This is a genomic window from Psychrobacter sp. T6-5 (assembly GCF_052258485.2).
Taxonomy (GTDB): domain Bacteria; phylum Pseudomonadota; class Gammaproteobacteria; order Pseudomonadales; family Moraxellaceae; genus Psychrobacter.
This window is the reverse complement of record NZ_JBQQEY020000001.1, coordinates 2,792,994-2,817,398: the sequence shown is the minus strand read 5'-3', so window position 1 is coordinate 2,817,398 and position 24,405 is coordinate 2,792,994. Positions and strand designations below refer to the sequence as shown.

General features: G+C 42.7%; 19 protein-coding genes, 2 tRNA genes and 3 rRNA genes. 21 read left to right on the top strand and 3 right to left on the bottom strand.

Annotated features, from left to right (window positions below):
• Positions 1–29: 29 nt before the first annotated feature.
• The gene (locus ACTXGK_RS26645) at positions 30–533 is read left to right on the top strand and encodes a GyrI-like domain-containing protein (RefSeq protein ID WP_443517421.1); all 504 of its coding nucleotides are present in this window, start codon (positions 30–32) and stop codon (positions 531–533) included.
• Positions 534–863: 330 nt separating this feature from the next.
• On the top strand, positions 864–1,076 hold the full coding sequence (locus tag ACTXGK_RS26640) for a hypothetical protein (RefSeq protein ID WP_201512503.1): 213 nt from the start codon (positions 864–866) through the stop codon (positions 1,074–1,076).
• Positions 1,077–1,159: 83 nt separating this feature from the next.
• On the opposite strand, the gene dapE is transcribed toward ACTXGK_RS26640, so the two are convergent.
• Both dapE and ACTXGK_RS26630 read right to left on the bottom strand, forming a co-directional pair.
• A complete protein-coding gene (dapE, locus tag ACTXGK_RS26635) occupies positions 1,160–2,359 on the bottom strand; it encodes a succinyl-diaminopimelate desuccinylase (protein ID WP_443517420.1) in 1,200 nt (399 codons plus the stop codon).
• Positions 2,360–2,420: 61 nt separating this feature from the next.
• A complete protein-coding gene (locus tag ACTXGK_RS26630) occupies positions 2,421–3,176 on the bottom strand; it encodes a 2OG-Fe(II) oxygenase (RefSeq protein ID WP_443517419.1) in 756 nt (251 codons plus the stop codon).
• Positions 3,177–3,317: 141 nt separating this feature from the next.
• On the opposite strand from ACTXGK_RS26630, the gene ACTXGK_RS26625 reads away from it, so the two are divergent.
• From ACTXGK_RS26625 to ACTXGK_RS26535, 19 genes are all read left to right on the top strand, one after another.
• The gene (locus ACTXGK_RS26625; protein ID WP_443517418.1) at positions 3,318–4,205 is read left to right on the top strand and encodes a 23S rRNA (adenine(2030)-N(6))-methyltransferase RlmJ; all 888 of its coding nucleotides are present in this window, start codon (positions 3,318–3,320) and stop codon (positions 4,203–4,205) included.
• Between the two features lie 127 nt (positions 4,206–4,332).
• A complete protein-coding gene (gene pssA / locus ACTXGK_RS26620) occupies positions 4,333–5,136 on the top strand; it encodes a CDP-diacylglycerol--serine O-phosphatidyltransferase (RefSeq protein ID WP_443517534.1) in 804 nt (267 codons plus the stop codon).
• A gap of 813 nt (positions 5,137–5,949) precedes the next feature.
• Positions 5,950–6,981, top strand: a complete 1,032-nt coding sequence (gene cyoA, locus ACTXGK_RS26615; RefSeq protein ID WP_443517417.1) for a ubiquinol oxidase subunit II — start codon at positions 5,950–5,952, stop codon at positions 6,979–6,981.
• Between the two features lie 14 nt (positions 6,982–6,995).
• Positions 6,996–8,999 (top strand): cytochrome o ubiquinol oxidase subunit I, encoded by a 2,004-nt coding sequence (gene cyoB / locus ACTXGK_RS26610; protein ID WP_443517416.1) that lies wholly within the window; start codon positions 6,996–6,998, stop codon positions 8,997–8,999.
• Entirely contained in the window at positions 8,996–9,703 is a 708-nt protein-coding gene (cyoC, locus tag ACTXGK_RS26605) for a cytochrome o ubiquinol oxidase subunit III (protein WP_443517415.1), read from the top strand. Before cyoB ends, cyoC begins: the two co-directional genes overlap by 4 nt.
• Positions 9,700–10,275, top strand: a complete 576-nt coding sequence (cyoD, locus tag ACTXGK_RS26600; RefSeq protein ID WP_443517414.1) for a cytochrome o ubiquinol oxidase subunit IV — start codon at positions 9,700–9,702, stop codon at positions 10,273–10,275. Before cyoC ends, cyoD begins: the two co-directional genes overlap by 4 nt.
• A gap of 163 nt (positions 10,276–10,438) precedes the next feature.
• The gene (cyoE, locus tag ACTXGK_RS26595; RefSeq protein ID WP_443517413.1) at positions 10,439–11,341 is read left to right on the top strand and encodes a heme o synthase; all 903 of its coding nucleotides are present in this window, start codon (positions 10,439–10,441) and stop codon (positions 11,339–11,341) included.
• An 816-nt stretch (positions 11,342–12,157) separates the two neighbouring features.
• A 16S ribosomal RNA gene (locus ACTXGK_RS26590) occupies positions 12,158–13,696 on the top strand.
• Positions 13,697–13,771: 75 nt separating this feature from the next.
• Positions 13,772–13,848, top strand: a tRNA-Ile gene (locus ACTXGK_RS26585).
• 9 nt (positions 13,849–13,857) lie between these two features.
• Positions 13,858–13,933, top strand: a tRNA-Ala gene (locus ACTXGK_RS26580).
• A gap of 336 nt (positions 13,934–14,269) precedes the next feature.
• A 23S ribosomal RNA gene (locus ACTXGK_RS26575) occupies positions 14,270–17,125 on the top strand.
• Positions 17,126–17,313: 188 nt separating this feature from the next.
• Positions 17,314–17,427 (top strand): 5S ribosomal RNA (rrf, locus tag ACTXGK_RS26570).
• The 16S, 23S and 5S rRNA genes sit together here with 2 tRNA genes alongside, the layout of an rRNA operon.
• A gap of 264 nt (positions 17,428–17,691) precedes the next feature.
• Complete coding sequence (locus ACTXGK_RS26565) at positions 17,692–18,444, top strand: SDR family oxidoreductase (protein ID WP_443517540.1); 753 nt, start codon at positions 17,692–17,694, stop codon at positions 18,442–18,444.
• Positions 18,445–18,715: 271 nt separating this feature from the next.
• Positions 18,716–20,260 carry an HNH endonuclease family protein gene (locus ACTXGK_RS26560; RefSeq protein WP_443517541.1) on the top strand — a complete coding sequence of 515 codons (1,545 nt, stop codon included), beginning with the start codon at positions 18,716–18,718 and terminating at the stop codon, positions 20,258–20,260.
• 52 nt (positions 20,261–20,312) lie between these two features.
• A complete protein-coding gene (locus ACTXGK_RS26555; RefSeq protein WP_443517542.1) occupies positions 20,313–20,741 on the top strand; it encodes a hypothetical protein in 429 nt (142 codons plus the stop codon).
• On the top strand, positions 20,738–21,568 hold the full coding sequence (locus tag ACTXGK_RS26550; RefSeq protein WP_443517543.1) for a hypothetical protein: 831 nt from the start codon (positions 20,738–20,740) through the stop codon (positions 21,566–21,568). Before ACTXGK_RS26555 ends, ACTXGK_RS26550 begins: the two co-directional genes overlap by 4 nt.
• Before the next feature lie 207 nt (positions 21,569–21,775).
• Positions 21,776–22,189, top strand: a complete 414-nt coding sequence (locus ACTXGK_RS26545; protein ID WP_201602195.1) for an OsmC family protein — start codon at positions 21,776–21,778, stop codon at positions 22,187–22,189.
• Positions 22,190–22,193: 4 nt separating this feature from the next.
• The gene (locus ACTXGK_RS26540) at positions 22,194–22,655 is read left to right on the top strand and encodes a flavodoxin family protein (RefSeq protein ID WP_443517544.1); all 462 of its coding nucleotides are present in this window, start codon (positions 22,194–22,196) and stop codon (positions 22,653–22,655) included.
• Between the two features lie 67 nt (positions 22,656–22,722).
• Complete coding sequence (locus ACTXGK_RS26535; protein WP_443517545.1) at positions 22,723–23,382, top strand: DUF938 domain-containing protein; 660 nt, start codon at positions 22,723–22,725, stop codon at positions 23,380–23,382.
• A gap of 112 nt (positions 23,383–23,494) precedes the next feature.
• Here the strand turns inward: ACTXGK_RS26535 and ACTXGK_RS26530 are convergent, their stop codons facing one another.
• Positions 23,495–24,286: a dienelactone hydrolase family protein gene (locus ACTXGK_RS26530; RefSeq protein WP_443517546.1), complete on the bottom strand. Its 792-nt coding sequence runs from the start codon at positions 24,284–24,286 to the stop codon at positions 23,495–23,497.
• Between the last annotated feature and the right edge of the window lie 119 nt (positions 24,287–24,405).

Sequence of the window (24,405 nt, the reverse complement as noted above, 5' to 3'; positions counted from 1 at the left end):
TTCAATAAATACATTAAAAAGGCCGCATCATGACATCACAAATTAAAGAGCTGCCAGAAGCGATCGCTTGTCGCGGTATCAGCGTTCGTACCACCAATAACGCTGAGATTAGCCATGATACTGCCAAGCTGGGTAGATTATGGCAAAAGTTTTATCAAAATCACGCAGGTCAGCTTCCTGAAGGCGAAGATATCTATGGTATCTATCATAACTATGAAAGTGATGATTTAGCAGGCGCGTTTGATGTTGTCGCTAGCTGGAAAACTGTCAGCGAGCAAAACGCTCAATCAGACAGTGAGAGCACAGCCAGTACCAGTAATGTGGTAGAAGTCACCATTCCCGCAGGAAAGTATTTGGTATTTTCTGAAGAAGGTTATATGCCAAATACCGTCATGAATGCGTGGGAGAATGCTTGGGAGTATTTTAATACGGCAGACTGTGAACACACCCGAACGTTTAATGTGGATTTTGAGCATTATATCGGTGGTAACTTAGAATACGGTCAAGTGGATGTTTATATTAGGATTGAGTAGACGGATTAGACCGTAAAAAGTAAGTGTTATAAACTTCTGTCTGCGTTAACGCATTAGTTAGTGTGCTATATAAATCGCTCAATCACTTTTGAAACATTGGTTGAGCGATTGGATTTCAGTATTTTCTCCGCTATTTTCCTTTTCTTGATGCATCGCTAAACGATGAGCAGGTTTGTTTTATAAGAAATGAACTTATATCTCTCTAAAAAATCCCTTCTCTTTCAAATAATGATATTACGAAAATTTACCAACCATCGTCTGCTTTACCGTATATTGAATACTATGTCTATATGAGAAAACTCTCAAAGACGCTAAAGATGGATAGCAAAAATGGACGATGATAATATTTCAGTTTACGAGTTAGGAATAATCAAAAATGCCTTGCGTGGACGAGTGGTTGATGTAGAAGATTTTAGAACAGAAGGTGTGCTAAAGAAGGACGAGGAAGACATGAATGACAAAGTCGATGCTTTTCAAGCAGAGCTAATAAACATTCAGCAGAAACTTGAGAATATTTCGCCAGAAAAAGGTATTGATCTTTAAACAAACCACTATACTAAAAATAAATGCTCATAAAAAAAGCGCCATCTGTAATAGATGGCGCTTTTTGCTATCAGAAATTAAAACTAATCTAGCAATAGATTTTCCAATATCCCTTCATAAATCTGCGCCAGTTTGCCCAAGTCATCAACTTCTACTTTTTCATCCACTTGATGAATCGTCGCATTACGGACGCCAAGCTCGACGACTTGTGCCCCTGTTGGTGCGATGAAACGTCCGTCAGACGTACCGCCAGAAGTAGATAGTGTGGTATCGACATTGGTGACTTTTTTGATCGCATTTTGACAGGCCGAGACCAGTTTCCCTTCAGGGGTCAAAAATGGCTGCCCAGATAGCTTCCAATTAATATCGTAACTGGCTTTACTGTTGGCAAAGTGCTTATCAAAGATAGCATGGGTTTTTGCCTTTAACTCGTCTTCAGTAGTTTCCGTTGAAAAGCGGAAGTTAAAAACCACGTTTAGCGTTTCAGGGATGACATTGGTTGCGCCTGTGCCACCGTTGATATTTGATATTTGCAATGACGTGGCTGGGAAGTAGTCATTGCCATTATCCCACGCGGTAGACGTCAGTTCAGCAAGCGCAGACATTGCTGCATGAATCGGATTACACGCCAAATGCGGGTAGGCGACGTGACCTTGCTTGCCTGTTACGGTAAGTTCTGCGCCTAGCGAGCCACGACGACCATTTTTGATGATATCGCCTAACGTATCTGTGCTCGATGGCTCACCAACAAGACAATAAGTGATCTTTTCTTGACGAGCTTCTAAGGTTTCGATGACTTTGACCGTACCGTTGATTGACGGCCCTTCTTCATCTGAGGTGATCAAAAAAGCAATAGAGCCATTGTGCTCAGGATGATTGGCGACGAAGCGTTCGGCCGCAATGGTAAAAGCAGCAATCCCCGTCTTCATGTCTGCCGCACCGCGTGCCCACAGATACCCATCAGCAATGGTTGGCGTAAAAGGAGGATAGGTCCAGTTTTTTTCATCACCCGTTGGTACCACATCTGTATGACCGGCAAAGCAAATCACTGGATCGGTAGTACCACGGCGTGCCCATAAGTTTTTGACTTCGGCATGTTCACCCTTTGCTTGCCTATCACCATAGTACATAAACTCGCAGTCAAAGCCTGCTTGCTCCAAACGCTCTGACAATATATCTTGGCAACCATCATCGTCTGGTGTCACGGAAGGACGTTCCAATAGTGCAATACTTAAGTCTAAGGTTGCTTGCTGGTGGGTGGGCTGTTGGTGAGAGTCAGACATGAGTAAGCCTTTTATATAATAATGAAAATGTTAAAGATAAATAGATAATGAATAATAGGTGCTAAGCGTCTACTTCGACAAAGGGAACAAGTCCGTCACGGCGCATCCAAGTAGCAATAGAGTAACGCTGACGATGCGCGATTTGTACTTGATGCTGTAAATCACTGTCGAAGATAATCAACCTGTTGGCAACTGGCATCACTTCATGATGGACACCATGTTTATCGACGACTTCTAGTGCGCCGCCGTCAGTGGTTTCCCAATTATCATTGAGATAAAACACCGCCGAGATCACCCGTTCATCACGTCCAGCAGGGTTGTCACTGTGCCATTGATAGCCAAAGCCAGTCGGATAGCACGCATAATGCGCTTCGCTATGACGAATACCAGCGAACAAACTACGATTGAATAGCGAGGCCAAAGCATTAATGCTTTGGAGATAATAGTAGCCTGCAAAAAAGTTCTCTGTGATCCAGCGTATTCTATCACCGCGAATATCACTGATGCGAACACCAGCGGTCAGCTCTGCATCACGATAGTCAATAAAACCGCTTTCTGCTTGTAGCGCGAGTAACGCTGTATCATCAAACACATTATCAATGACGAGCCAGCCATCAGTGACAAATGTATCAAGTTGTTTATCCGTCAGCCTATCTTCCCAGCTGACTGCAAAATCAGACAGTTGCAGCATCTTCTGGGTAGGCGCGTTTTGGGCGTCGTTATGACTGTTTGGAGATAGTAACGGAGGGTTGTCTTGTCCTATCGGATGATCAACGACCAACGCTGTTTTGCTGAGGTTGCTAATAATCTGCGTCATTTCATCTCATTCTTATCAATCAGCGGTCAATATAACGTCATTCAATGCGTTTTTATTGAAAGCGCTTACTAAAACCACATTATCTTTTACTCCGCCTATGCTACCATAGATGCAATTTTTCTTATTTAAACTTTTGAGATTATGAACTATAAACACGCCTACCACGCTGGTAACTTTGCTGATGTGGTTAAACACATTTTATTGGTACAACTGCTTAATCAATTGGGGCAGAAAAACAAACCGTTTTATGTGCTTGACGCCTATGGCGGCCGTGGACTGTATTCACTGAGCAGTGAAGAAGCGCGCAAGACAGGGGAGGCCAAAGGCGGTATTCAAGCTTTTTTGAAAGCAGATACCGAAAAGGCACCAGCTGCTGTCAAAGACTATATGGAAGGCATTAAGCAAGCCAAATTCACTTACGACATTAAAGTCTACCCTGGTTCGCCGTGGTGGGTTGCCCATCATGTCGAAAAAACTGCGGCTAAAAAGCCTGATGCTGGCGTGCGTGCTGAGGCTTTTGAAGCCAAAGCGACTGAATATGATGCGTTGAACTATCAGCTACATAAGTTGCCGATTGGTATCCAGCATCGTGATGCCTTTGAAGGCATCACCGCTGTTATTCCACCAAAAGAAAAGCGCGGTTTGATTTTCCTTGATCCCCCTTATGAGCAAGAGCACAAAGACTTTACGCGCCTTATCGATTTATTAGTTGCGGCTTATAACAAGTGGCCACAAGGTACTTATGCGCTTTGGTTCCCAATCAAAAATATCGAAGCGGTCGAGTTGTTTTACAAAAAGCTCAAGCGTACCGAAATGCGTCGTCAGCTGGTTTGCGAGCTAAATATTTATCCTAATGATGTTGCAGTTGGTCTGAATGGTACAGGTCTACTGGTTATCAATCCGCCATGGCAGTTTGATAACCATGCACGCGAGATATTACGTTTCTTGCAGCCGGTACTAAAAGTAGAAGATGCCCCAGACTTAACCCCTGACAGTGCGACCAATGTACGCTGGCTGGTTGGCGAGTAACTGAACAGCAATATTGGCCAATAAGGATATCAAGATGACGAATATGCAGCCACCTGAAGGCGAACCAAATAATATGCCTCCAAGAGAGGGAGCGTTGCAGGATAATGCAGCGACCCAGCCTCCATACATGGATGAGCATGAGTTTAATATTCGTCTAGCGGACAATGACAATTATGATGGTTTGACCTTTGAGGTCGTTGAGGCAGAAGTCGCGGAAGGTAAGCGTGTGGTCAGTCGCGGTGTTTATTTGGCACCCAATTTGATTACCACATTATCATTACTGTCAGGGTTTTACTCTATCTTAGCGAGTACGCAAGGTGAGTTTTATAAGGCGGCTTTGGCTATCTTTTTATCCGCGATTCTTGATGGGGCTGATGGCCGCGTTGCGCGTATGCTGAATGCCCAAAGTCCGTTTGGTGAGCAATATGATTCATTAGCAGATATGCTCGCGTTTGGTGTGGCCCCTGCTATTTTGGTTTATAGCTTTGCCCTAGAGCCGCTGGGTCGTATTGGTATTGGTTGTGCGTTTGTCTTTACTGCCTGTGCTGCCTTTCGTCTTGCACGCTTTAATGTTCAGGTTGGCATTGTCGATAAAAAATACTTCGTTGGTTTGGCCAGTCCGCTTGCCGCCATTCTAGTAACCTCTGCTGTTATGGTGGCAGTTGATCACAATGAATGGATTGGACAGTACGATACGGCGATCATGTTTTTGTTCGCAGCGTGGGTGGTCATTTGTGGCCTACTCATGGTCAGTAACGTTAAGTACTATAGCTTTAAAGAGTTTGATAAAAAGAAAGTACCCTTTGTGGTGCTTATCATTGGCGTACTTGTCATGAGTATTGTGCTTTATGACATACCTGTTGGTATCTTAGCGATCGGTATCATTTATGCGTTATCTGGTATTGTGACTACGATCAGAGCAAAGATGTAAGAGTCAATATAAACGTTACTGAGATAAAAAAAGGGACTTGCCAATAGGTAAATCCCTTTTTTTATACTTTATTTGCTATAAAAACATGGTGCTATCAAAGAATATTCTACTATTAGATACGCTTTATCCTTGCCTAGCAACCATTCATTATGTTTCTGAATGGGAAGTAGAACCAAACGAATATTTATGTATATGAAAGCTAATAAGCGCAAATTGATAAAACTTTCAAGCTTGATTTATAGATTTTGGATAGTAAAAACATGTTGTTTTATTTCTATTTTGTTGCAGATAAGATTTTCTAAAAAAAGAAGCGTATAGTGCCTGTGAACTAAAAAGGGTTGCATTTGATGGTTTTATACCTTGTAGACAGCATGGAATAATGCTGTGGTAGCCAGATAAGATTTAGCCTAAAAATAAGCTGATCTTAAATATTGATACCCTTTTTAGTAACGCGATTTCCCAATCTTATCAATCTTCTAGACCAATAGAAACAGTACATTATTGCTACTGTTTCGTCATTCTGTGCGGCTGATTTGATTGGGCAGATAGCGTTAAGACCTACTCTATTGATGATGGTTGCAATCTAGTGACCGAATGCATGCTTTGTCGCTTAAAATTGTCAGCAGTGTTACCCATCAGATTTTGATTGGTAACACTGCTGACATGGTGATAGCCAACGCGACTGAGGGTATAAATAAGGTCAAAATTTAGCTTCATCTCTTTACTGTCCATTGTAAGAATGTGACAGCCATGGAGTGTTTCTAACATTTAACATGTACTAACAAAACTGACCGAATATAAGGTTAATAAGGCATGACGTTTTTCAAATTACCGATCTGGCTAAAGGCCAACTTAGTGGTATTGATAAGCAGCTTGCTCCTGACCGCCTGTGATAAAGGTGTATTGCATCCTCAGGGTGCAGTTGGCGTGCAAAATAAAGAACTTATCATTGTTACCACTGCCTTGATGTTGATTGTGGTTATACCAGTCATCGTCATGGCTCTCTGGTTTACTTACCGTTATCGCGCGGATAGACCAGATGCTGATAAAGACTTCGACCCTCAGTGGTCACACAACACTTGGATTGAAATTTTAATGTGGACGATTCCCATTATTATTATTGCAATCTTAGCTGTGATTACTTGGCGCAGCACTCACGCGCTTGATCCTTATAAGCCACTAGAGACTCAAAAAGATAACCCTCCGCTTGAGATTCAAGTTGTGGCACAAAACTGGAAATGGTTATTTATCTACCCAGAACAAGATATTGCCGTCGTCAATGAACTTTATCTACCAGTAGATCGTCCAGTTAGTTTTAAAATCACTTCCGATACGGTGATGAATTCGTTCTTCATTCCTAGACTGGGCAGCCAAATTTATGCCATGTCGAGCATGGTGACACAATTGCATCTGATCGCTAATGAGCCTGGTGTCTATAACGGACTTTCTGCCAATTATAGTGGTCCTGGCTTCTCGGATATGAAATTTTTGGCCCATGCTGTCGATAAGCAAGGTTTTGATGACTGGGTTTCTAAAATTAAAGCGGGAGACAATAAGGTTCTCGATACTGCGGTTTATGAAGAGTTATCGAAACCATCAGAAAACCATGCCATCGAATACTTCAAATCAGCACAACCTGATATGTTTGACTATATCGTGAATCAATATAGTTCAGATACACAGCAACAAAATCAGTTTATAGAGTCTAATGAAGTCAATCAGCGTGATAATAAAAATGCGGTGAATAAGGGCTTAGAGTCTGATTTGAAGGATGACGGCGAAGGTAGCATTAACCCAGCAGCGCCATCAAATAAAGATGATGCGCAAGAAGCTGACGCTCAATAATAGGAAAGCTGATTATGGAAGCAATATTCGGTAGATTGTCCCTTGAGGCAATACCTTACCACGAGCCTATTATTATGGCGGCTGGTGGTATGATGGCCTTGGCTGGGCTAGCAGTTTTAATTTTTCTAACCAAAAAGAAGCTTTGGGGCGTTTTTTGGCACGATTGGCTAACCTCAGTTGACCATAAAAAAATTGGTATCATGTATATCGTCGTCGCGATTGTAATGCTATTACGCGGCTTTAGTGACGCTATTATGATGCGTACCCATCAGATGCTGGCTAACTATCCTGAGACAGGGTATTTACCGCCGCATCATTATGATCAGATTTTCACCGCCCACGGCGTGATTATGATTTTCTTTGTCGCCATGCCTCTGGTTGTGGGACTCATGAATGCGATCATACCGCTACAGATTGGTGCACGTGATGTGGCCTTTCCGTTCCTAAATTCATTGTCATTTTGGCTGTTCGTTACTGGTGCTTTATTGGTCAACGTGTCACTCGTCATTGGTGACTTTGCGGCAACCGGTTGGTTGGCTTATCCACCATTGTCAGAGCTGACATACAGTCCAACAGTGGGGGTAGATTATTATATCTGGGCCTTGCAGCTGTCAGGATTGGGAACTTTGCTGACAGGTGTCAACTTCTTAGTGACTATTCTAAAGATGCGTGCGCCTGGCATGAATCTGATGCACATGCCGATTTTTACGTGGTCAGCACTTTGTACCAACATTTTGATCGTTGCGGCTTTCCCTGTACTAACGGCAACGTTGGCGATGCTAACGCTAGATCGCTATCTTGGTATGCACTTCTTTACCAATGATGCAGGCGGCAACGTCATGATGTATATCAATTTGATTTGGATTTGGGGTCACCCAGAGGTATATATCTTGGTACTACCAGCCTTTGGTATTTTCTCAGAAGTCATCTCGACGTTCTCGCAGAAAAAACTGTTTGGCTACGTCAGTATGGTCTATGCCTTGATGGTTATTGCCATCTTAAGTTTCATCGTTTGGTTGCATCATTTCTTTACCATGGGTTCAGGCGCCAACGTCAATGCCTTCTTTGGTATTACCACCATGATTATTGCCATACCCACTGGGGTGAAGGTCTTTAACTGGCTCTTTACGATGTATCGAGGCAAGATCGTCTTTGGTACGCCAATTTTATGGACACTTGGCTTTATCATTACCTTTACCATTGGTGGTATGACGGGTGTCATGCTAGCGGTTCCTGGGATTGATTATGTCTTGCATAACAGTCTGTTCTTAATCGCGCATTTCCATAACACCATTATTGGTGGTGCTGTATTTGGGTACTTTGCGGGTATTACCTTTTGGTGGCCAAAAATGTTTGGCTATCGTTTGGATGAGAAGTGGGGCAAACGTGCTTTTTGGGGCTGGCTCATCGGCTTCTTTGTGGCCTTCATGCCGCTGTACGTTTTAGGATTTTTCGGTATGACGCGTCGTACCAATCACTATGCCAATGATGTTTGGCAGATATGGTTGATCGTTGCTGCAGTTGGTGCCTTTATTATTCTATTCGGTATTGTGAGCCAATTGATGATGTTCTATGTCAGTTATCGCGATCGTGAGCGTCTTGCTGATGTGAGTGGTGATCCTTGGAATGGTCGTACGTTAGAGTGGAGCACGCCATCACCTGCACCGTTTTATAACTTTGCTCAACTGCCTGTTATTAACGATCTTGATGCCCTAGCGCATCTTAAAGACAGCGGTTGGACGTCAGATAAAGCGCCCAATTACTACAGCCCAATACATATGCCAAAAAATACAGACTCTGGTGTGATTATTGGTTTATTAACGTTCGTCTTTGGCTTTGCTTTTATCTGGCACATCTGGTGGTTGGTAATCGCCTCTTTCTTAGTCATGATTTTCTTTGTGATTCGTGAAGCCAACAAACGTGATATCGATTACATCGTACCAGTTGATGAGATTGAAAAAATTGAAAATGCTTATTATAAGCGTCTTCGTACGGCTCACGCAGGAGACGGATTATGAGTAGTACCGAAACTATGCACACGCATGAAGTAAATAGTAATTTACCAGACGACAACGGCGAGGAGTTGTTGCCGTCTGATGATAATCACAAAGGCAATATAGATTACTTTAACCATAGTGATCCTCATCATCCAGACCACTTGGATGCACAGGGTAATAAAGTACTCGGTTTCTTTGTTTACTTAATGACAGATTTGGTTTTGTTTTCAACGTTTTTTGCCGCTTATGCAGTATTGAAGGTTGGCGTAGCAGATGGTCCAAGTCCTAAAGATATTTTCGACCTTAAGTTTGTTTTGGTTGAAACTTTCTTGCTACTGATCAGTAGTATTACCTTTGGTTTTGCCATGCTTGGTGCTTATCAAAACAACATGTCAAAGCTTAAGCTATGGTTGGTTATTACTGCGCTATTCGGCATGGGCTTTATTGGGATGGAGATTTATGAGTTCCATCACCTCATCGTCGAAGGCTTCGGGCCTGATCGTAGTGCCTTCTTATCAAGCTTCTTTAGTCTGGTAGGTTTGCACGGTATTCACGTCACAGTCGGTATCTGCTGGTTACTGTTTACGTTGTTCCAGTTGAGCAAATTTGGTCTTTCTGAACGTATGATGACGCGTTTGAGATGCTTAAGTCTGTTTTGGCACTTTTTGGATATCGTGTGGATTTGCGTCTTTTCGCTAGTGTATCTGGTAGGAGTGGCATTATGAAAAATGAGAATTTGCATGCAGCCGAACACGCTCATGCACACGGCGATGTAAGTCACGGCCAGAGCAGTCATGGAAGTAAAAAGAGTTATATTATCGGCTTTGTACTATCAGCCATTCTGACAGTGATTCCATTTTGGCTCATTATGAGCAATATAATGTCGGGCATTAGCGCGATTTGGATGATTGCTGTTTTTGCTGCCGCACAGGTTTTTGTGCAAGTTTATTTCTTTTTGCATGTGGACTTTAGCCCTGAACAGCGTAATACGCTCTATAGCTTCTTATTCACCTTGTTTGTGGTAGCGATTGTTATGGTGGGTTCATTGTGGATTATGCACAACGCCAACGAAAACATGATGCCTGGCATGGGTAAAATGCAGATGGACATGGGCATGAAAATGCCGACCAATGCTGATGGTACACCGAGATTGGATCGTGAACTTGAAGGTTTTGAAGATAAGTTAGATCTACCAGAAACCTACAAGCCGTCTAATCAAGGTGCGCCTGCTGCTACACCACAAGAAGATCACTCGGACATGGCTGATCATTCAGACATGGCTGATATGCAACAGTAAGTTCCTAACTTTCTTATTTGCGCCGCAAGCTTGCGTATATAAGTTATCGCAAATGTCTAATGATGAGCTTTTATATATTTTTATATATAGGCTCATCATTCCTAAATGGCACTGTTTCATCCATATGGCTCAGATATTTGACGATATTAACTGATGGACAATCATGAATAAACTTGCACAGTTAAAACTCGATGTCGCCAAACAACCGCTTGTTCAGGTCATCAAACCTGGCATTGTGTTTGGCAACGCTATCACCGTTTTGGGTGGCTATTTTTTAGCGGCCAAAGGCAATCCCGATTGGTTGATATTGCTTCAAGCCTTGATTGGAACTTTGACAGTGATAGCGTCTGGTTGTGTAATCAATAACATCATCGATCGTGATATTGACTCGAGGATGCAGCGCACCTGTGACCGTGTGTTGGTGACAGGTGAGCTCTCTATTACCAACGCAATACTCTATGCAGTATTACTACTAGGTATCGGCGTCGTATGTTTAGCCGCTACCACGCCACTGGCTTTATATTCAGCGTTATTTGGTTATGTCGTTTACGTTGGATTTTATAGTCTGTACTTTAAGCGGCACTCCGTCTGGGGAACGTTTATTGGTAGTTTTTCTGGTGCTATTCCGCCAGTGATTGGCTATGCTGCTTTGACGCCGTCTATCGATGGGGTGTATTGGGTACTGTTTGCCATGTTTGCTATTTGGCAGATGCCGCATGCTTATGCCATCGCTGTTTTTCGCAAAAAAGACTACAGTGCAGCCAGTATTCCTGTATTGCCAGTCAAGCACTCCTTTAGAACGACTCAGTGGCACATTACGATTAGTATTGCCTGTTTCTTAGTCGTGGGCAGTTTGCTCACAGCGTTGAACGCAACTGGCTATTGGTATTTGGGCGTCCATCTACTGTTGTCAGGCTATTGGTTAGTTATTGCTATGAAACCGATCAAGGTCACTAGTGAACAAGACCGAGTCCAGCAGCAGATTAAGTGGGCGTATAAGATCTTTGGACTATCAATTATCATCATGATGGCGCTATGCTTAATGATGGCGATCGATTATGTATAAAGCTGCGTAGTAAAAGATACTGTTGATGAGTATTACTAAAAAGCCACTAACACGAATAGTGGCTTTTTTTATGTCTATTCCTTTTTATGTCTAGCCCTTCAACAGTAGTATCCTAAAAGCATCGCTAAACCCTATCTTGCATAACCATTGTCAAATAAGTAAAATCATTGAAGTATATAATCCATTAGAATATCTTCACTATTTAGCTTCTATCAAACCAGTTAGCAAGATCTCCAGAATAACCCCTTGACCTAGCCTCAAACCTGCGTATAATGCCACCCAGTCGAAAGGGAAGTGGATTACTGATTTGAACGATGCAAATTGTTTGAATCAAATAGAAAATACTTCTTGACTAAATAAATAAAGGGTCTATAATACGCCCTCATCAGACGGACTGGCGGCAACGAATATGTGAATTACATATTACTAACCCAGTTAACCTGTTGAAACAAATTAAAATAAAGCTTGACAAACCTAATCTATATGATAAGATAGTCGGCTCGCTAGATAGCTTAACCGGAGACGGAAAAGCTGGAAAGCAAAAGATTTACCCTATATATCGATGACTGGACGACAGTGATTGAGACTATTTAAAAGCATAACTAAAGAACAACTTGTGTGGATTTTTGCTGATTCAGAATGCTAAAAAATAAAGTTGGTCGACTATCTTTTCGGTAGAACACTAACTATAAAAATTATCATTTAAGACAGCAGAAAAACTCAAAGTTAATTCATTACGAACATAATTTTTAGCGATTTTGCCAGATTAGATGAGCCAAGTTTAGAAGCTTCTTTAAAGAGCTTCATAGCAAGATTAAACTGAAGAGTTTGATCATGGCTCAGATTGAACGCTGGCGGCAGGCTTAACACATGCAAGTCGAGCGGTAACATTTCTAGCTTGCTAGAAGATGACGAGCGGCGGACGGGTGAGTAATACTTAGGAATCTACCTAGTAGTGGGGGATAGCACGGGGAAACTCGTATTAATACCGCATACGTCCTACGGGAGAAAGGGGGCAACTTGTTGCTCTCGCTATTAGATGAGCCTAAGTCGGATTAGCTAGATGGTGGGGTAAAGGCCTACCATGGCGACGATCTGTAGCTGGTCTGAGAGGATGATCAGCCACACCGGGACTGAGACACGGCCCGGACTCCTACGGGAGGCAGCAGTGGGGAATATTGGACAATGGGGGAAACCCTGATCCAGCCATGCCGCGTGTGTGAAGAAGGCCTTTTGGTTGTAAAGCACTTTAAGCAGTGAAGAAGACTCTTCGGTTAATACCCGGAGACGATGACATTAGCTGCAGAATAAGCACCGGCTAACTCTGTGCCAGCAGCCGCGGTAATACAGAGGGTGCAAGCGTTAATCGGAATTACTGGGCGTAAAGCGAGCGTAGGTGGCTTGATAAGTCAGATGTGAAATCCCCGGGCTTAACCTGGGAACTGCATCTGAAACTGTTAGGCTAGAGTAGGTGAGAGGGAAGTAGAATTTCAGGTGTAGCGGTGAAATGCGTAGAGATCTGAAGGAATACCGATGGCGAAGGCAGCTTCCTGGCATCATACTGACACTGAGGCTCGAAAGCGTGGGTAGCAAACAGGATTAGATACCCTGGTAGTCCACGCCGTAAACGATGTCTACTAGTCGTTGGGTCCCTTGAGGACTTAGTGACGCAGCTAACGCAATAAGTAGACCGCCTGGGGAGTACGGCCGCAAGGTTAAAACTCAAATGAATTGACGGGGGCCCGCACAAGCGGTGGAGCATGTGGTTTAATTCGATGCAACGCGAAGAACCTTACCTGGTCTTGACATATCTAGAATCCTGCAGAGATGCGGGAGTGCCTTCGGGAATTAGAATACAGGTGCTGCATGGCTGTCGTCAGCTCGTGTCGTGAGATGTTGGGTTAAGTCCCGCAACGAGCGCAACCCTTGTCCTTAGTTACCAGCGGGTTAAGCCGGGAACTCTAAGGATACTGCCAGTGACAAACTGGAGGAAGGCGGGGACGACGTCAAGTCATCATGGCCCTTACGACCAGGGCTACACACGTGCTACAATGGTAGGTACAGAGGGCAGCTACACAGCGATGTGATGCGAATCTCAAAAAGCCTATCGTAGTCCAGATTGGAGTCTGCAACTCGACTCCATGAAGTAGGAATCGCTAGTAATCGCGGATCAGAATGCCGCGGTGAATACGTTCCCGGGCCTTGTACACACCGCCCGTCACACCATGGGAGTTGATTGCACCAGAAGTGGATAGCTTAACCTTAGGGGGAGCGTTCACCACGGTGTGGTTGATGACTGGGGTGAAGTCGTAACAAGGTAGCCGTAGGGGAACCTGCGGCTGGATCACCTCCTTATAGACGCATTCGGTCAGCAAGAATTCACAACAAGTTGTTCTTTAGTTTAAGCTTACGTTTTTAACAAACGTATTAGGGTCTGTAGCTCAGCTGGTTAGAGCACCGTGTTGATAACGCGGGGGTCAGTGGTTCGAGTCCACTTAGACCCACCATTTTATAATGGGGCCATAGCTCAGTTGGTAGAGCGCCTGCCTTGCACGCAGGAGGTCAACGGTTCGACTCCGTTTGGCTCCACCACTACTAAGACGGTCAGTAAGCTTTAAGTGCTAAGAGTATAAATAGAAACAAGTGATTGTGATTGATTACTTCTTTCTGTTTTATACAGAACCTGTTATTCGACGAGGATACAGGAACTATTTAAAAACATAGATATGAGTCTGGGTTAGGAAGCGCGTGTTCACGCGCACTTCCTAACCTTAATAACTCACCTCTTAACGACATCAGTTGTTATCCCAGGGGTGAGTTATTAAAAAAAGTAAAGAGAACTGAATCAAGCGTATAAACATAGGTGATATCGTTATCATAATTAGATTGTATGACACTTAGAAGTCGAAAGACTACTTGGGGTTGTATGGTCAAGTAATGAAGCGCACATGGTGGATGCCTTGGCAGTCAGAGGCGATGAAAGACGTGACAGCCTGCGATAAGCTTCGGGGAGGCGGCAATATCCTGTGATCCGGAGATTTCTGAATGGGGAAACCCACCTACCATAAGGTAGGTATCCTAATTTATTAGGAAGCGAACGAGGGGAAGTGAAACATCTCAGTACCCTTAGGAATAGACATCAATTGAGATTCCCCTAGTAGCGGCGAGCGAACGGGGAGAAGCCGATTAGTACTAATGTAGAAGAACAGCGTGGGAAAGCTGACCGTAGTAGGTGATAGTCCTGTATTCGAAACATTAGCATTAACATATTAAGTAGAGCGGGGCACGAGAAATCCTGTTTGAAGATGGGGGGACCATCCTCCAAGGCTAAATACTCCTGACTGACCGATAGTGAACCAGTACCGTGAGGGAAAGGCGAAAAGAACCCCTGTGAGGGGAGTGAAATAGAACCTGAAACCGTGTGCGTACAAGCAGTGGGAGCCCACTTGTTGGGTGACCGCGTACCTTTTGTATAATGGGTCAGCGACTTATATTCTGTAGCAAGGTTAACCGTTTAGGGGAGCCGTAGGGAAACCGAGTCTTAATAGGGCGAATAGTTGCAGGGTATAGACCCGAAACCGAGTGATCTATCCATGAGCAGGTTGAAAGTGCCGTAACAGGCACCGGAGGACCGAACCCACTGTCGTTGAAAAGCCAGGGGATGACTTGTGGATAGGGGTGAAAGGCTAATCAAACTCGGTGATAGCTGGTTCTCCCCGAAAGCTATTTAGGTAGCGCCTCGGACGAACACCATTGGGGGTAGAGCACTGTTTCGGCTAGGGGGTCATACCGACTTACCAAACCGATGCAAACTCCGAATACCGATGAGTGATATCCGGGAGACACACGGTGGGTGCTAACGTCCATCGTGGAGAGGGAAACAACCCAGACCGCCAGCTAAGGCCCCAAATTCCTAGTTAAGTGGGAAACGAGGTGGGAAGGCATAGACAGCTAGGAGGTTGGCTTAGAAGCAGCCATCCTTTAAAGAAAGCGTAATAGCTCACTAGTCGAGTCGGCCCGCGCGGAAGATGTAACGGGGCTCAAACTAGGAGCCGAAGCTGCGGATTTGAATTTGTTTTCAAGTGGTAGGGGAGCGTTGTGTAAGCCTGTGAAGGTGTGTTGTAAAGCATGCTGGAGGTATCACAAGAGCGAATGCTGACGTGAGTAACGATAATGCGAGTGAAAAGCTCGCACGCCGGAAGATCAAGGGTTCCAGTCCAACGTTAATCGGGGCTGGGTGAGTCGACCCCTAAGGCGAGGCCGAAAGGCGTAGTCGATGGGAAATCGGTTAATATTCCGATACTTGTTTATAATGCGATGGAGGGACGGAGAAGGTTATGTCAGCCTGGCGTTGGTTGTCCAGGTGAAAGGATGTAGGTTTATAGCTTAGGTAAATCCGGGCTATTTCATACCGAGATCTGATAGCAAGCTGTACTTGTACAGCGAAGTGGCAAATACCATGCTTCCAGGAAAAGCTTCTAAGCAATAGTTATAAACGAATCGTACCCTAAACCGACACAGGTGATCAGGTAGAGAATACCAAGGCGCTTGAGAGAACTCTGCTGAAGGAACTAGGCAAAATGGTACCGTAACTTCGGGAGAAGGTACGCTGTTGGTGGTGATAGGACTTGCTCCTTGAGCTGCTGGCAGTCGCAGATACCAGGCTGCTGCAACTGTTTATTAAAAACACAGCACTCTGCAAACACGAAAGTGGACGTATAGGGTGTGATGTCTGCCCGGTGCTGGAAGGTTAATTGATGGGGTTAGCGTAAGCGAAGCTCTTGATCGAAGCCCCAGTAAACGGCGGCCGTAACTATAACGGTCCTAAGGTAGCGAAATTCCTTGTCGGGTAAGTTCCGACCTGCACGAATGACATAATGATGGCAGCGCTGTCTCCAGCAGAGACTCAGTGAAATCGAAATCGCAGTGAAGATGCTGTGTACCCGCGGCTAGACGGAAAGACCCCGTGAACCTTTACTACAGCTTTACATTGAACTTTGACCTGACTTGTGCAGGATAGGTGGGAGGCTTTGAAGCCGAGACGCTAGTCTTGGTGGAGCCAATCTTGAAATACCACCCTGGTCATGTTGGGGTTCTAACTCAGGTATAACAATACCGAGGACAATGTATGGTGGGTAGTTTGACTGGGGCGGTCTCCTCCTAAAGAGTAACGGAGGAGTACGAAGGTGCGCTCAGACCGGTCGGAAATCGGTCGTAGAGTATAAAGGCAAAAGCGCGCTTAACTGCGAGACCCACAAGTCGAGCAGGTACGAAAGTAGGTCTTAGTGATCCGGTGGTTCTGTATGGAAGGGCCATCGCTCAACGGATAAAAGGTACTCTGGGGATAACAGGCTGATACCGCCCAAGAGTTCATATCGACGGCGGTGTTTGGCACCTCGATGTCGGCTCATCTCATCCTAGGGCTGAAGCAGGTCCTAAGGGTATGGCTGTTCGCCATTTAAAGAGGTACGCGAGCTGGGTTTAGAACGTCGTGAGACAGTTCGGTCCCTATCTACCGTGGGCGTTGGAAATTTGAGAGGATCTGCTCCTAGTACGAGAGGACCAGAGTGGACGAACCTCTGGTGTTCGGGTTGTCACGCCAGTGGCATTGCCCGGTAGCTACGTTCGGATGGGATAACCGCTGAAAGCATCTAAGCGGGAAGCCCACCTCAAGATTAGATTTCCCTAAAGAGCCGTTCAAGACTAGGACGTTGATAGGCAGGGTGTGGAAGCACAGCGATGTGTGTAGCTAACCTGTACTAATTGCTCGTTTGGCTTGACCATACAACACCCAAGTGGTTTGTATACAAGTCTAATTAATCTATCTTGTATAAGCGTAAGCTTATAGAATAAAGAAAGAACATTTCGATATCACCGTTAACCTTGATTCAGTTAGGTTACAAGTTGATCGACCATAAACTAAACATTTATAGTCAATAAAAACAACAACAGACTCATATCTAACCCCCTTTGCTGACGACAATAGCGCGATGGCCCCACCTGATCCCTTCCCGAACTCAGAAGTGAAACATCGTTGCGCCAATGGTAGTGTGGTTCGCCCATGTGAGAGTAGGTCATCGTCAGCTCTCTATTCTAAAGTAAAAGCCCCCTTTGCGAAAGCAGAGGGGGCTTTTCTTTGTCTGTAGGAAAATTTTCTTTGTCTCTAAAGAATGCTGCTTTTCTTATCGCGTAAACACCAAAACCCATCATTGGTAAGCTGTTTTTGAAAAGTAGTATAATCATCGCAGTTCGATAAAAAGCCTTCTTTTCTTACTATAAATTAGAATAAAATATGAGCATTATGCTCCACTTTGAATTCATGTATAAAAAAATAAATTAAGGATAGCGTTATGAGTACTCAAAAAGTAGCACTCATCACCGGTGGTGGTCGAGGCATTGGTGCTGCCACAGCGAGGCTGTTTGCCAAGCAAGGTTATGCAGTAGCGATCAACTATAAATCCAATTCAGAGGCAGCCAACAAACTGGCTGAGGCGATTACTGCTGGCGGTGGAAGGTGCATTACGATTCAGGCTGATGTTGCTTCTGAGGGAGACGTCATTCGCATGTTTTCCACTGTCGATAAAGCGTTAGGTACACTATCCGTACTCGTGAATAACGCGGGTATTTTGAAAAAACAATCCCGTTTAGAAGATATGACTGCCGACAGAATAAACGCCATATTCACAAACAATGTCACCAGCTATTTTTTGTGTTGTAGAGAAGCGGTAAAACGCATGTCTACTCGGCACGGCGGTCTAGGAGGTGTGATTGTAAATGTCTCTTCTGGAGCAGCGCGCTCAGGCTCTCCTAATGAATATATTGATTATGCTGCATCGAAAGGCGCAATAGATACCTTAACTAAAGGATTGTCATTGGAAGTTGCGGCTGAAGGCATTCGGGTTAATGGTGTCCGTCCAGGACTGATTTACACTGATATGCATGCTGATGGCGGAGAGCCGGAAAGAGTAGAGCGGTTTAAAACTGTGATTCCACTGCAAAGAGGCGGGCAGCCTGAAGAAGTCGCTGAAGCAATCTATTGGCTGGCGTCAGATAAATCCTCCTTTTCGACTGGAAATTTCTTAGATATCACAGGTGGTCTGTAAGTGGGGTAAAGGGTTTGAGGTCGCATGTTAAGCACATTGTATTTTTTGCTTGATCTATTTGAGAGTAGGTCGTTGTTAGCTCTCTATTCTGAATATACCTCTTTGACTTATGTGAGATAGGATATTTCTTTGCACATTAATTTTAGAGATAAATAACAAATTTAGAATCTACTAGTAAATTAAGAAATATAAATCTACTAAAAATTTGGCATTAATGTTAAGTTTGTAAGATATATAGTTATTACAATTAAAATACATTCAAGGATACATTATGGCTCAAAAGTTATTTTTAGATGCACTTATCGGAAGAGATGACTTTGAAGTTGAGGATCAGTCTCATAGTTCACAAGGACCTCATAAAACTACACTAAGTTATGCTGATTTTGAGATACCAGGATTTTTCTTTTCATCACTTCGTAAACCAGACTTTCAGCGTGAAACTAATGAATGGGATGCTGATAAGGTTAAAGACCTTGTGAAAAGTTTCTTAGATGGAGATTTGGTTCCAGCCATCATTCTTTGGAAGTATGCTGATAGCTATACATTTGTAATTGATGGAGCTCATAGAATTAGTGCAATTTCTGCATGGGTTAATGATGATTATGGAGATGGAAGAGTCTCTAGAAAGTTTTTCGATAATGCTATACCAGAACAGCAATTAGATATTGCAAAGAAAGCTCGCGAGATCATAAATCGAGATATTGGTGCCTACAAAGATTTTAAAGATGCTCTCTATGAGCCAGATAGTGCAGCCGAACATGTTAAAAAAAGATTAAAAAGTTTTGGTACAAGAGCATTGCAATTGCAGTGGGTAGATGGTGATTCCAAAAAAGCCGAAAGTAGTTTCTTTAAAATAAATCAGTCTTCCACACCCATTAGTGATACTGAGATTGCAATACTAGAAGCTAGAAGAAAGCCAGCTGGATTATGTTCTAGAGCTATTTTACGTGGTGGACAAGGATATAAATACTGGAGTATCTTCGAAGCTAGTTTAGCTGATAAAATTCAAAAAGAAGCCGAAATAATTAATGCATTGATTTTCAAACCAGAACTACTAACGCCGATCAAGACATTAGATTTACCATTAGGTGGAAAAAATCATGCGAGTAATTCATTATCAATGGTTTTCGATTTAGTTAAGCTATTAGGTATTAATAATATTGAAGAAGACACTACTGGAAAAGAGACTCTCAAAGCTCTAGTTAAAATTAAAAAATCTATGCAACGAATAAACGATATTCATCCATCTTCTTTGGGTTTGCACCCAGCTATATATATTTATAGTCGATCGGGAAATTTTAGAGTCAGTTGCTTTCATGCAATAATTGTCTTTATTGAAGAACTTTCAGATAGTGGGAAGTTAAATGTTTTTACCCAGCACAGAGCAGAATTTGAAAGTATCATTATCAAATCTGATATATTAATTCAACAAATAGTTAGAAAGGCGCGACAAGCTAATAAAGCTGTTGCACCTTTGGTTAGGTTTTTTCATGCTATTCTCAATAACCTGTGTAATGCTACAGAATCGGATGAAGTATTAGTAATACTAAGTAACTCATCCGATTTTTCATACCTAAATCTGGACGATTTATATCAAGAAGAAACTGTTGCTACTTCATTTTCAAAGTCTACAAAAAGTGCGGCATATATCTCTGAGGCGATTAAAATTTCTCCAAAATGCAAAATATGTGGAGGAATTCTTCATCAAAAGTCTATTTCGATTGATCATAAAATCCGCAAAGAAGATGGTGGAACTGGCTCACTGAGTAATGCACAGCTTTCACACCCGTACTGTAACAGTACTTATAAAAATTAAAGACATAACAAATTTGAAAGTTTTAGGTAGTTTGCTATTTCGGAAGATATTTATGGATAGAGAAATCAGTAGGGATGACAACAGGAGAGCTTTATTCTCTAGGTCTAAGCATCAATTAAATGGTTCAGGAAATCATTCTAAATGGTTATCGCAACCAATAGAAGAGTCTACTTTTGATTCGGCTGACTATGGAAACTTTACTAAGTCTGAAGGTGATGCATCATGGATATCTGACGGTAATTTATGGGGTTTTCAGTTAAATTCAAACAATATTCAAACTGTAGGTACAAAGAATCAGCAATTTGGTTTTTTCCCTGCTACTAGAAATCCTACAGATCATTGGCATGGTTATCCCGTTATACCTTTTTCAGAGAAGAATAAAAAATATAATATATCAATTGAGCTATTAGAAAAGTGGGTGTTAGATGGTTATCTCTCTAACGAAGATATTGCGATTATAATTAAAGGTAAAATTTTGTGATCGACATAATTACTTCGATTTTGATATATAAAAATCGTATATACATTGCAAATTTAGATGGAAAAATTAATGTTTCATCACTATTTGACTTACATTCGAGAGGTGAGGTTGAACATATTAATTTAAGTGGCAAAATAATTATTGATATTCAGGCGTACAAGAACAAAATTTATATACTCACAAATAATGGCTTATATAGTTATGAAAATGAAAGGTTAATTTTAATCAAGAATCTTCATGATGCAACGCATATAGCAATAGACAGATTAAAACGAATGATATTTGTATTATCAGCTACTCGTGGTTTGATATGTTTATCACTTTCTAAGGAAGATTATCTTGGCGATATCCGATTTATTTCTAACGTTGATTTATCACAGGAAGAATCAATTACAGATATTATTGCAAGCAATGGGAAAATATTTATTTCTATTATGAACAGAGGTGTCTATAGGATTGATTATGAATATCGAGAAAAGCGGTTCCAGATGAAGGCATTCCTTAAAAGAGCATTAACTTTTCCGCAAAGTTTATATTTTAATGAGTTGCTAAACGAGCTATCAATTATAGACTATGTTGATGGACTAATTGTTACAAATATTGATAATGGTGAGTCAACATATAATAGGTATTTTGATTCTACAAATCCTAATAAAGTAATTAGCCTTAAAAATGGGAAGAAAATAGTTCAGACAAGAAGTGCACTTTATTTAATAGAAAAAAATGAAAACTCAGTTATTATTGATTATCAGGTTGCAAATCTAATAAGTTATCATAACTATATATATTATTCGAAAGATGGATCTGTATCTAGGTTGAAAATATAGTTAGGTATTTAAAAAATTAAAAAAAGTGAGTTAAGTTTTATTCTTTAGTGTAATACCTTGCTATCTTTATAGACCTAAGTAAGCATTATATATAGACATTTTTTCTCATGACTTTCACTCTTAACTTATCAAACTTGAAGAAAACGCTATCAATTAATACACTATTTAAAATTTTGTAAATAGCTATAAATATTAAAGAGAACCCCTATGACCACATCAAAAGTAACCTACCAAGGCGATTTGCGCACCACCGCCATTCATTTGCAATCAAACAATGAAATCATTACCGATGCGCCAACGGACAATCAAGGCAAGGGCGAGGCATTTTCACCAACTGATTTGCTAGCCACCAGTTTGGCCAGTTGTATGCTTACCATCATGGGCATCAAAGCCCGTGACATGGATATTGACCTTGCAGGCACCACGGCTGAAGTGACGAAAGTCATGGCTGCTGATCCAAGACGCGTGAGCGAGATCCATATCATCGTGACTTTTAACAAGGAACTTGATGATCGAACGCAAACCATCTTTTATAACACCGCATTGACTTGCCCAGTCGCCAACAGCATCCACCCTGATATCACGCAGAATTTAACGTTCCGTACTGCGCGTGGCCTTTAAAACCATGGCAAAAACGTTATTGATTGTCGCTCATGCACCGTCGCCCAACACTGAGAAGTTGGCGCAAGCGGCGTATGCTGGTGCCAATCATCCTGATATAGATATCAATGTCGTTTTGAAGTCGCCGCAGGACACGCAGCCTGAAGACGTATTGGCTGCTGATGCGCTACTGATCGGCACGACTGAAAATCTGGCGTATATGGCAGGGCTGACCAAAGACTTCTTTGATCGCTGTTATTATCCTGTGTTGGAAGAGAAGCAAGGCATGCCATTTGCGTTATATATACGGGCAGGGCATGATGGTACGGGTACCAAGCTTGCGATGAAGATGATCACAACAGGGTTACGCTGGTCATGGATTCAAGAGGCGCTGATACTACAAGGTGAGTGGCATGATAGCTTTGCTGACCAAGTAAAAGAGCTTGCCATGACGTTAGCCGCTGGCGTTGAGGCAGGTATTTACTAGTAGCATATTTTGGCAATGATTCGCGAAATATGCTGCAAAAGTAATGGGTAGTCTGAGGAGATTTTCAATGCAAAACGATCATCTAAACAGTCAAATGGATATCGACGCGTTGCTATTCTCTCAAGCGTGTGAGAACAATAAGCAGCCCATTCTAGACATATTACAAAACGAGCTACAAGGCTTTACGCACGTGCTAGAGATTGGCTCTGGAACGGGTCAGCATAGTGTTTATTTTGCGCCGCGTTTACCTGAGATACAGTGGCAAACCAGCGATGTCACTAGCAATCACCGTCATATAGCAGCTTGGTATCATGCTTATCCTGCGCCCAATCTATCTCTGCCATTAGCGTTTGATTTGGCTTACGATTCTGTACCTATCAATAGTCAGTTAGCAAATAGCAATATAGCCAAGCCTTATGATGCGATATTTACGGCCAATACGCTGCATATCATTAGCTGGGCGTTGGTTGAGCGGTTATTTGTACTGGCTGGTGATGCGTTACCTGTGGATGGTAAGCTGATTGTCTATGGCCCATTTAACGAGCATGGTAACTATACTAGCGCGGGCAACCAGCGATTTGATGCGATGTTAAGGCAAGGTAATTCTGACAGCGGGATTCGTCATAAAGAAGACATTATCAGCCTAGCAATTACTCATCATTTGGCGCTTAGCAAAACGTACGCGATGCCTGCCAATAATCAGCTATTGGTCTTTCAGAAATATTAAATGATTAGAACGTCAAAAAAAGACACCTCAATAGATCGTTATTAGATATTGATTGAGGTGTCTTTTTATTTAGCATTGTTTATATTGTGACTGATATTTTTATACGATTAGATTATTTGTACTCATCTGCTAAGAAGTCCAAATAACGTTTCCAAGAGCGTTCATCAGCACGGGCGTCATATCTATCACTGCCAAATACGCTAAAGGCATGTGGTGCACCGCTGTAGGTGACCATTTCATGAGGAACTTTTGCCGCTTCTAGCGTTTTGCCCAGAGTTGCAAAGCTCTCTAGAGAGACAGACTGGTCAGCTGAACCGTGGAAGACCAATATCTCTCCAGTGGTCTTGTCATAACTTTGACCCGTTGGAATATCAAAGGCACCATGGAAGGGGACAAAAGCTTTTTGCGGGAAGCCTGAACGGGCTAACTCTAATGCAACCGTACCACCGAAACAATATCCCATGGTGGTGCCGTTACGCACATCATTGCCCTCCAGTCGTCCAGCATTCAATGCACCTTGTAGTATGCGGCGCATTTTGTTGCGATCGTCATACAATTCGCCTGTTAAGCGTTTGTTTTCCTCGACAGAGGTCGGACGAATGCCTTGTCCAAACATGTCTGCGGCCAGTACGTTGTAGCCTTCATTCGCTAGCATATCAGCACGTTTGCGCTCATAGTCTGTCAAACCATCCCAGTCATGAATGAGTAAGATAAAAGGGGCATTGGGCTTATCTGCTTTGGCGTAATAGCCTTCGTATGCTTGGTCATCAACTGTGTAAGTGACGTTCTTGGTCGTGATAGCGGCAGCAGTTTGGCTGAAGGTTAATGCCATGAGACCCATTGATGCACCCACCAATAAGGAGTGGTAAGGTTTTTTGGACGAAAAATTCGAAGTTGGTAACATAGTCGATAGCCTTATAGTTATATTAAAAAGAGATAAATATATGGCTAAAAACCATGCCAATTTTATTTATCGATGATCTCTAGTACGCCATAAAAGCATACCTTAAAGAATAACTACAT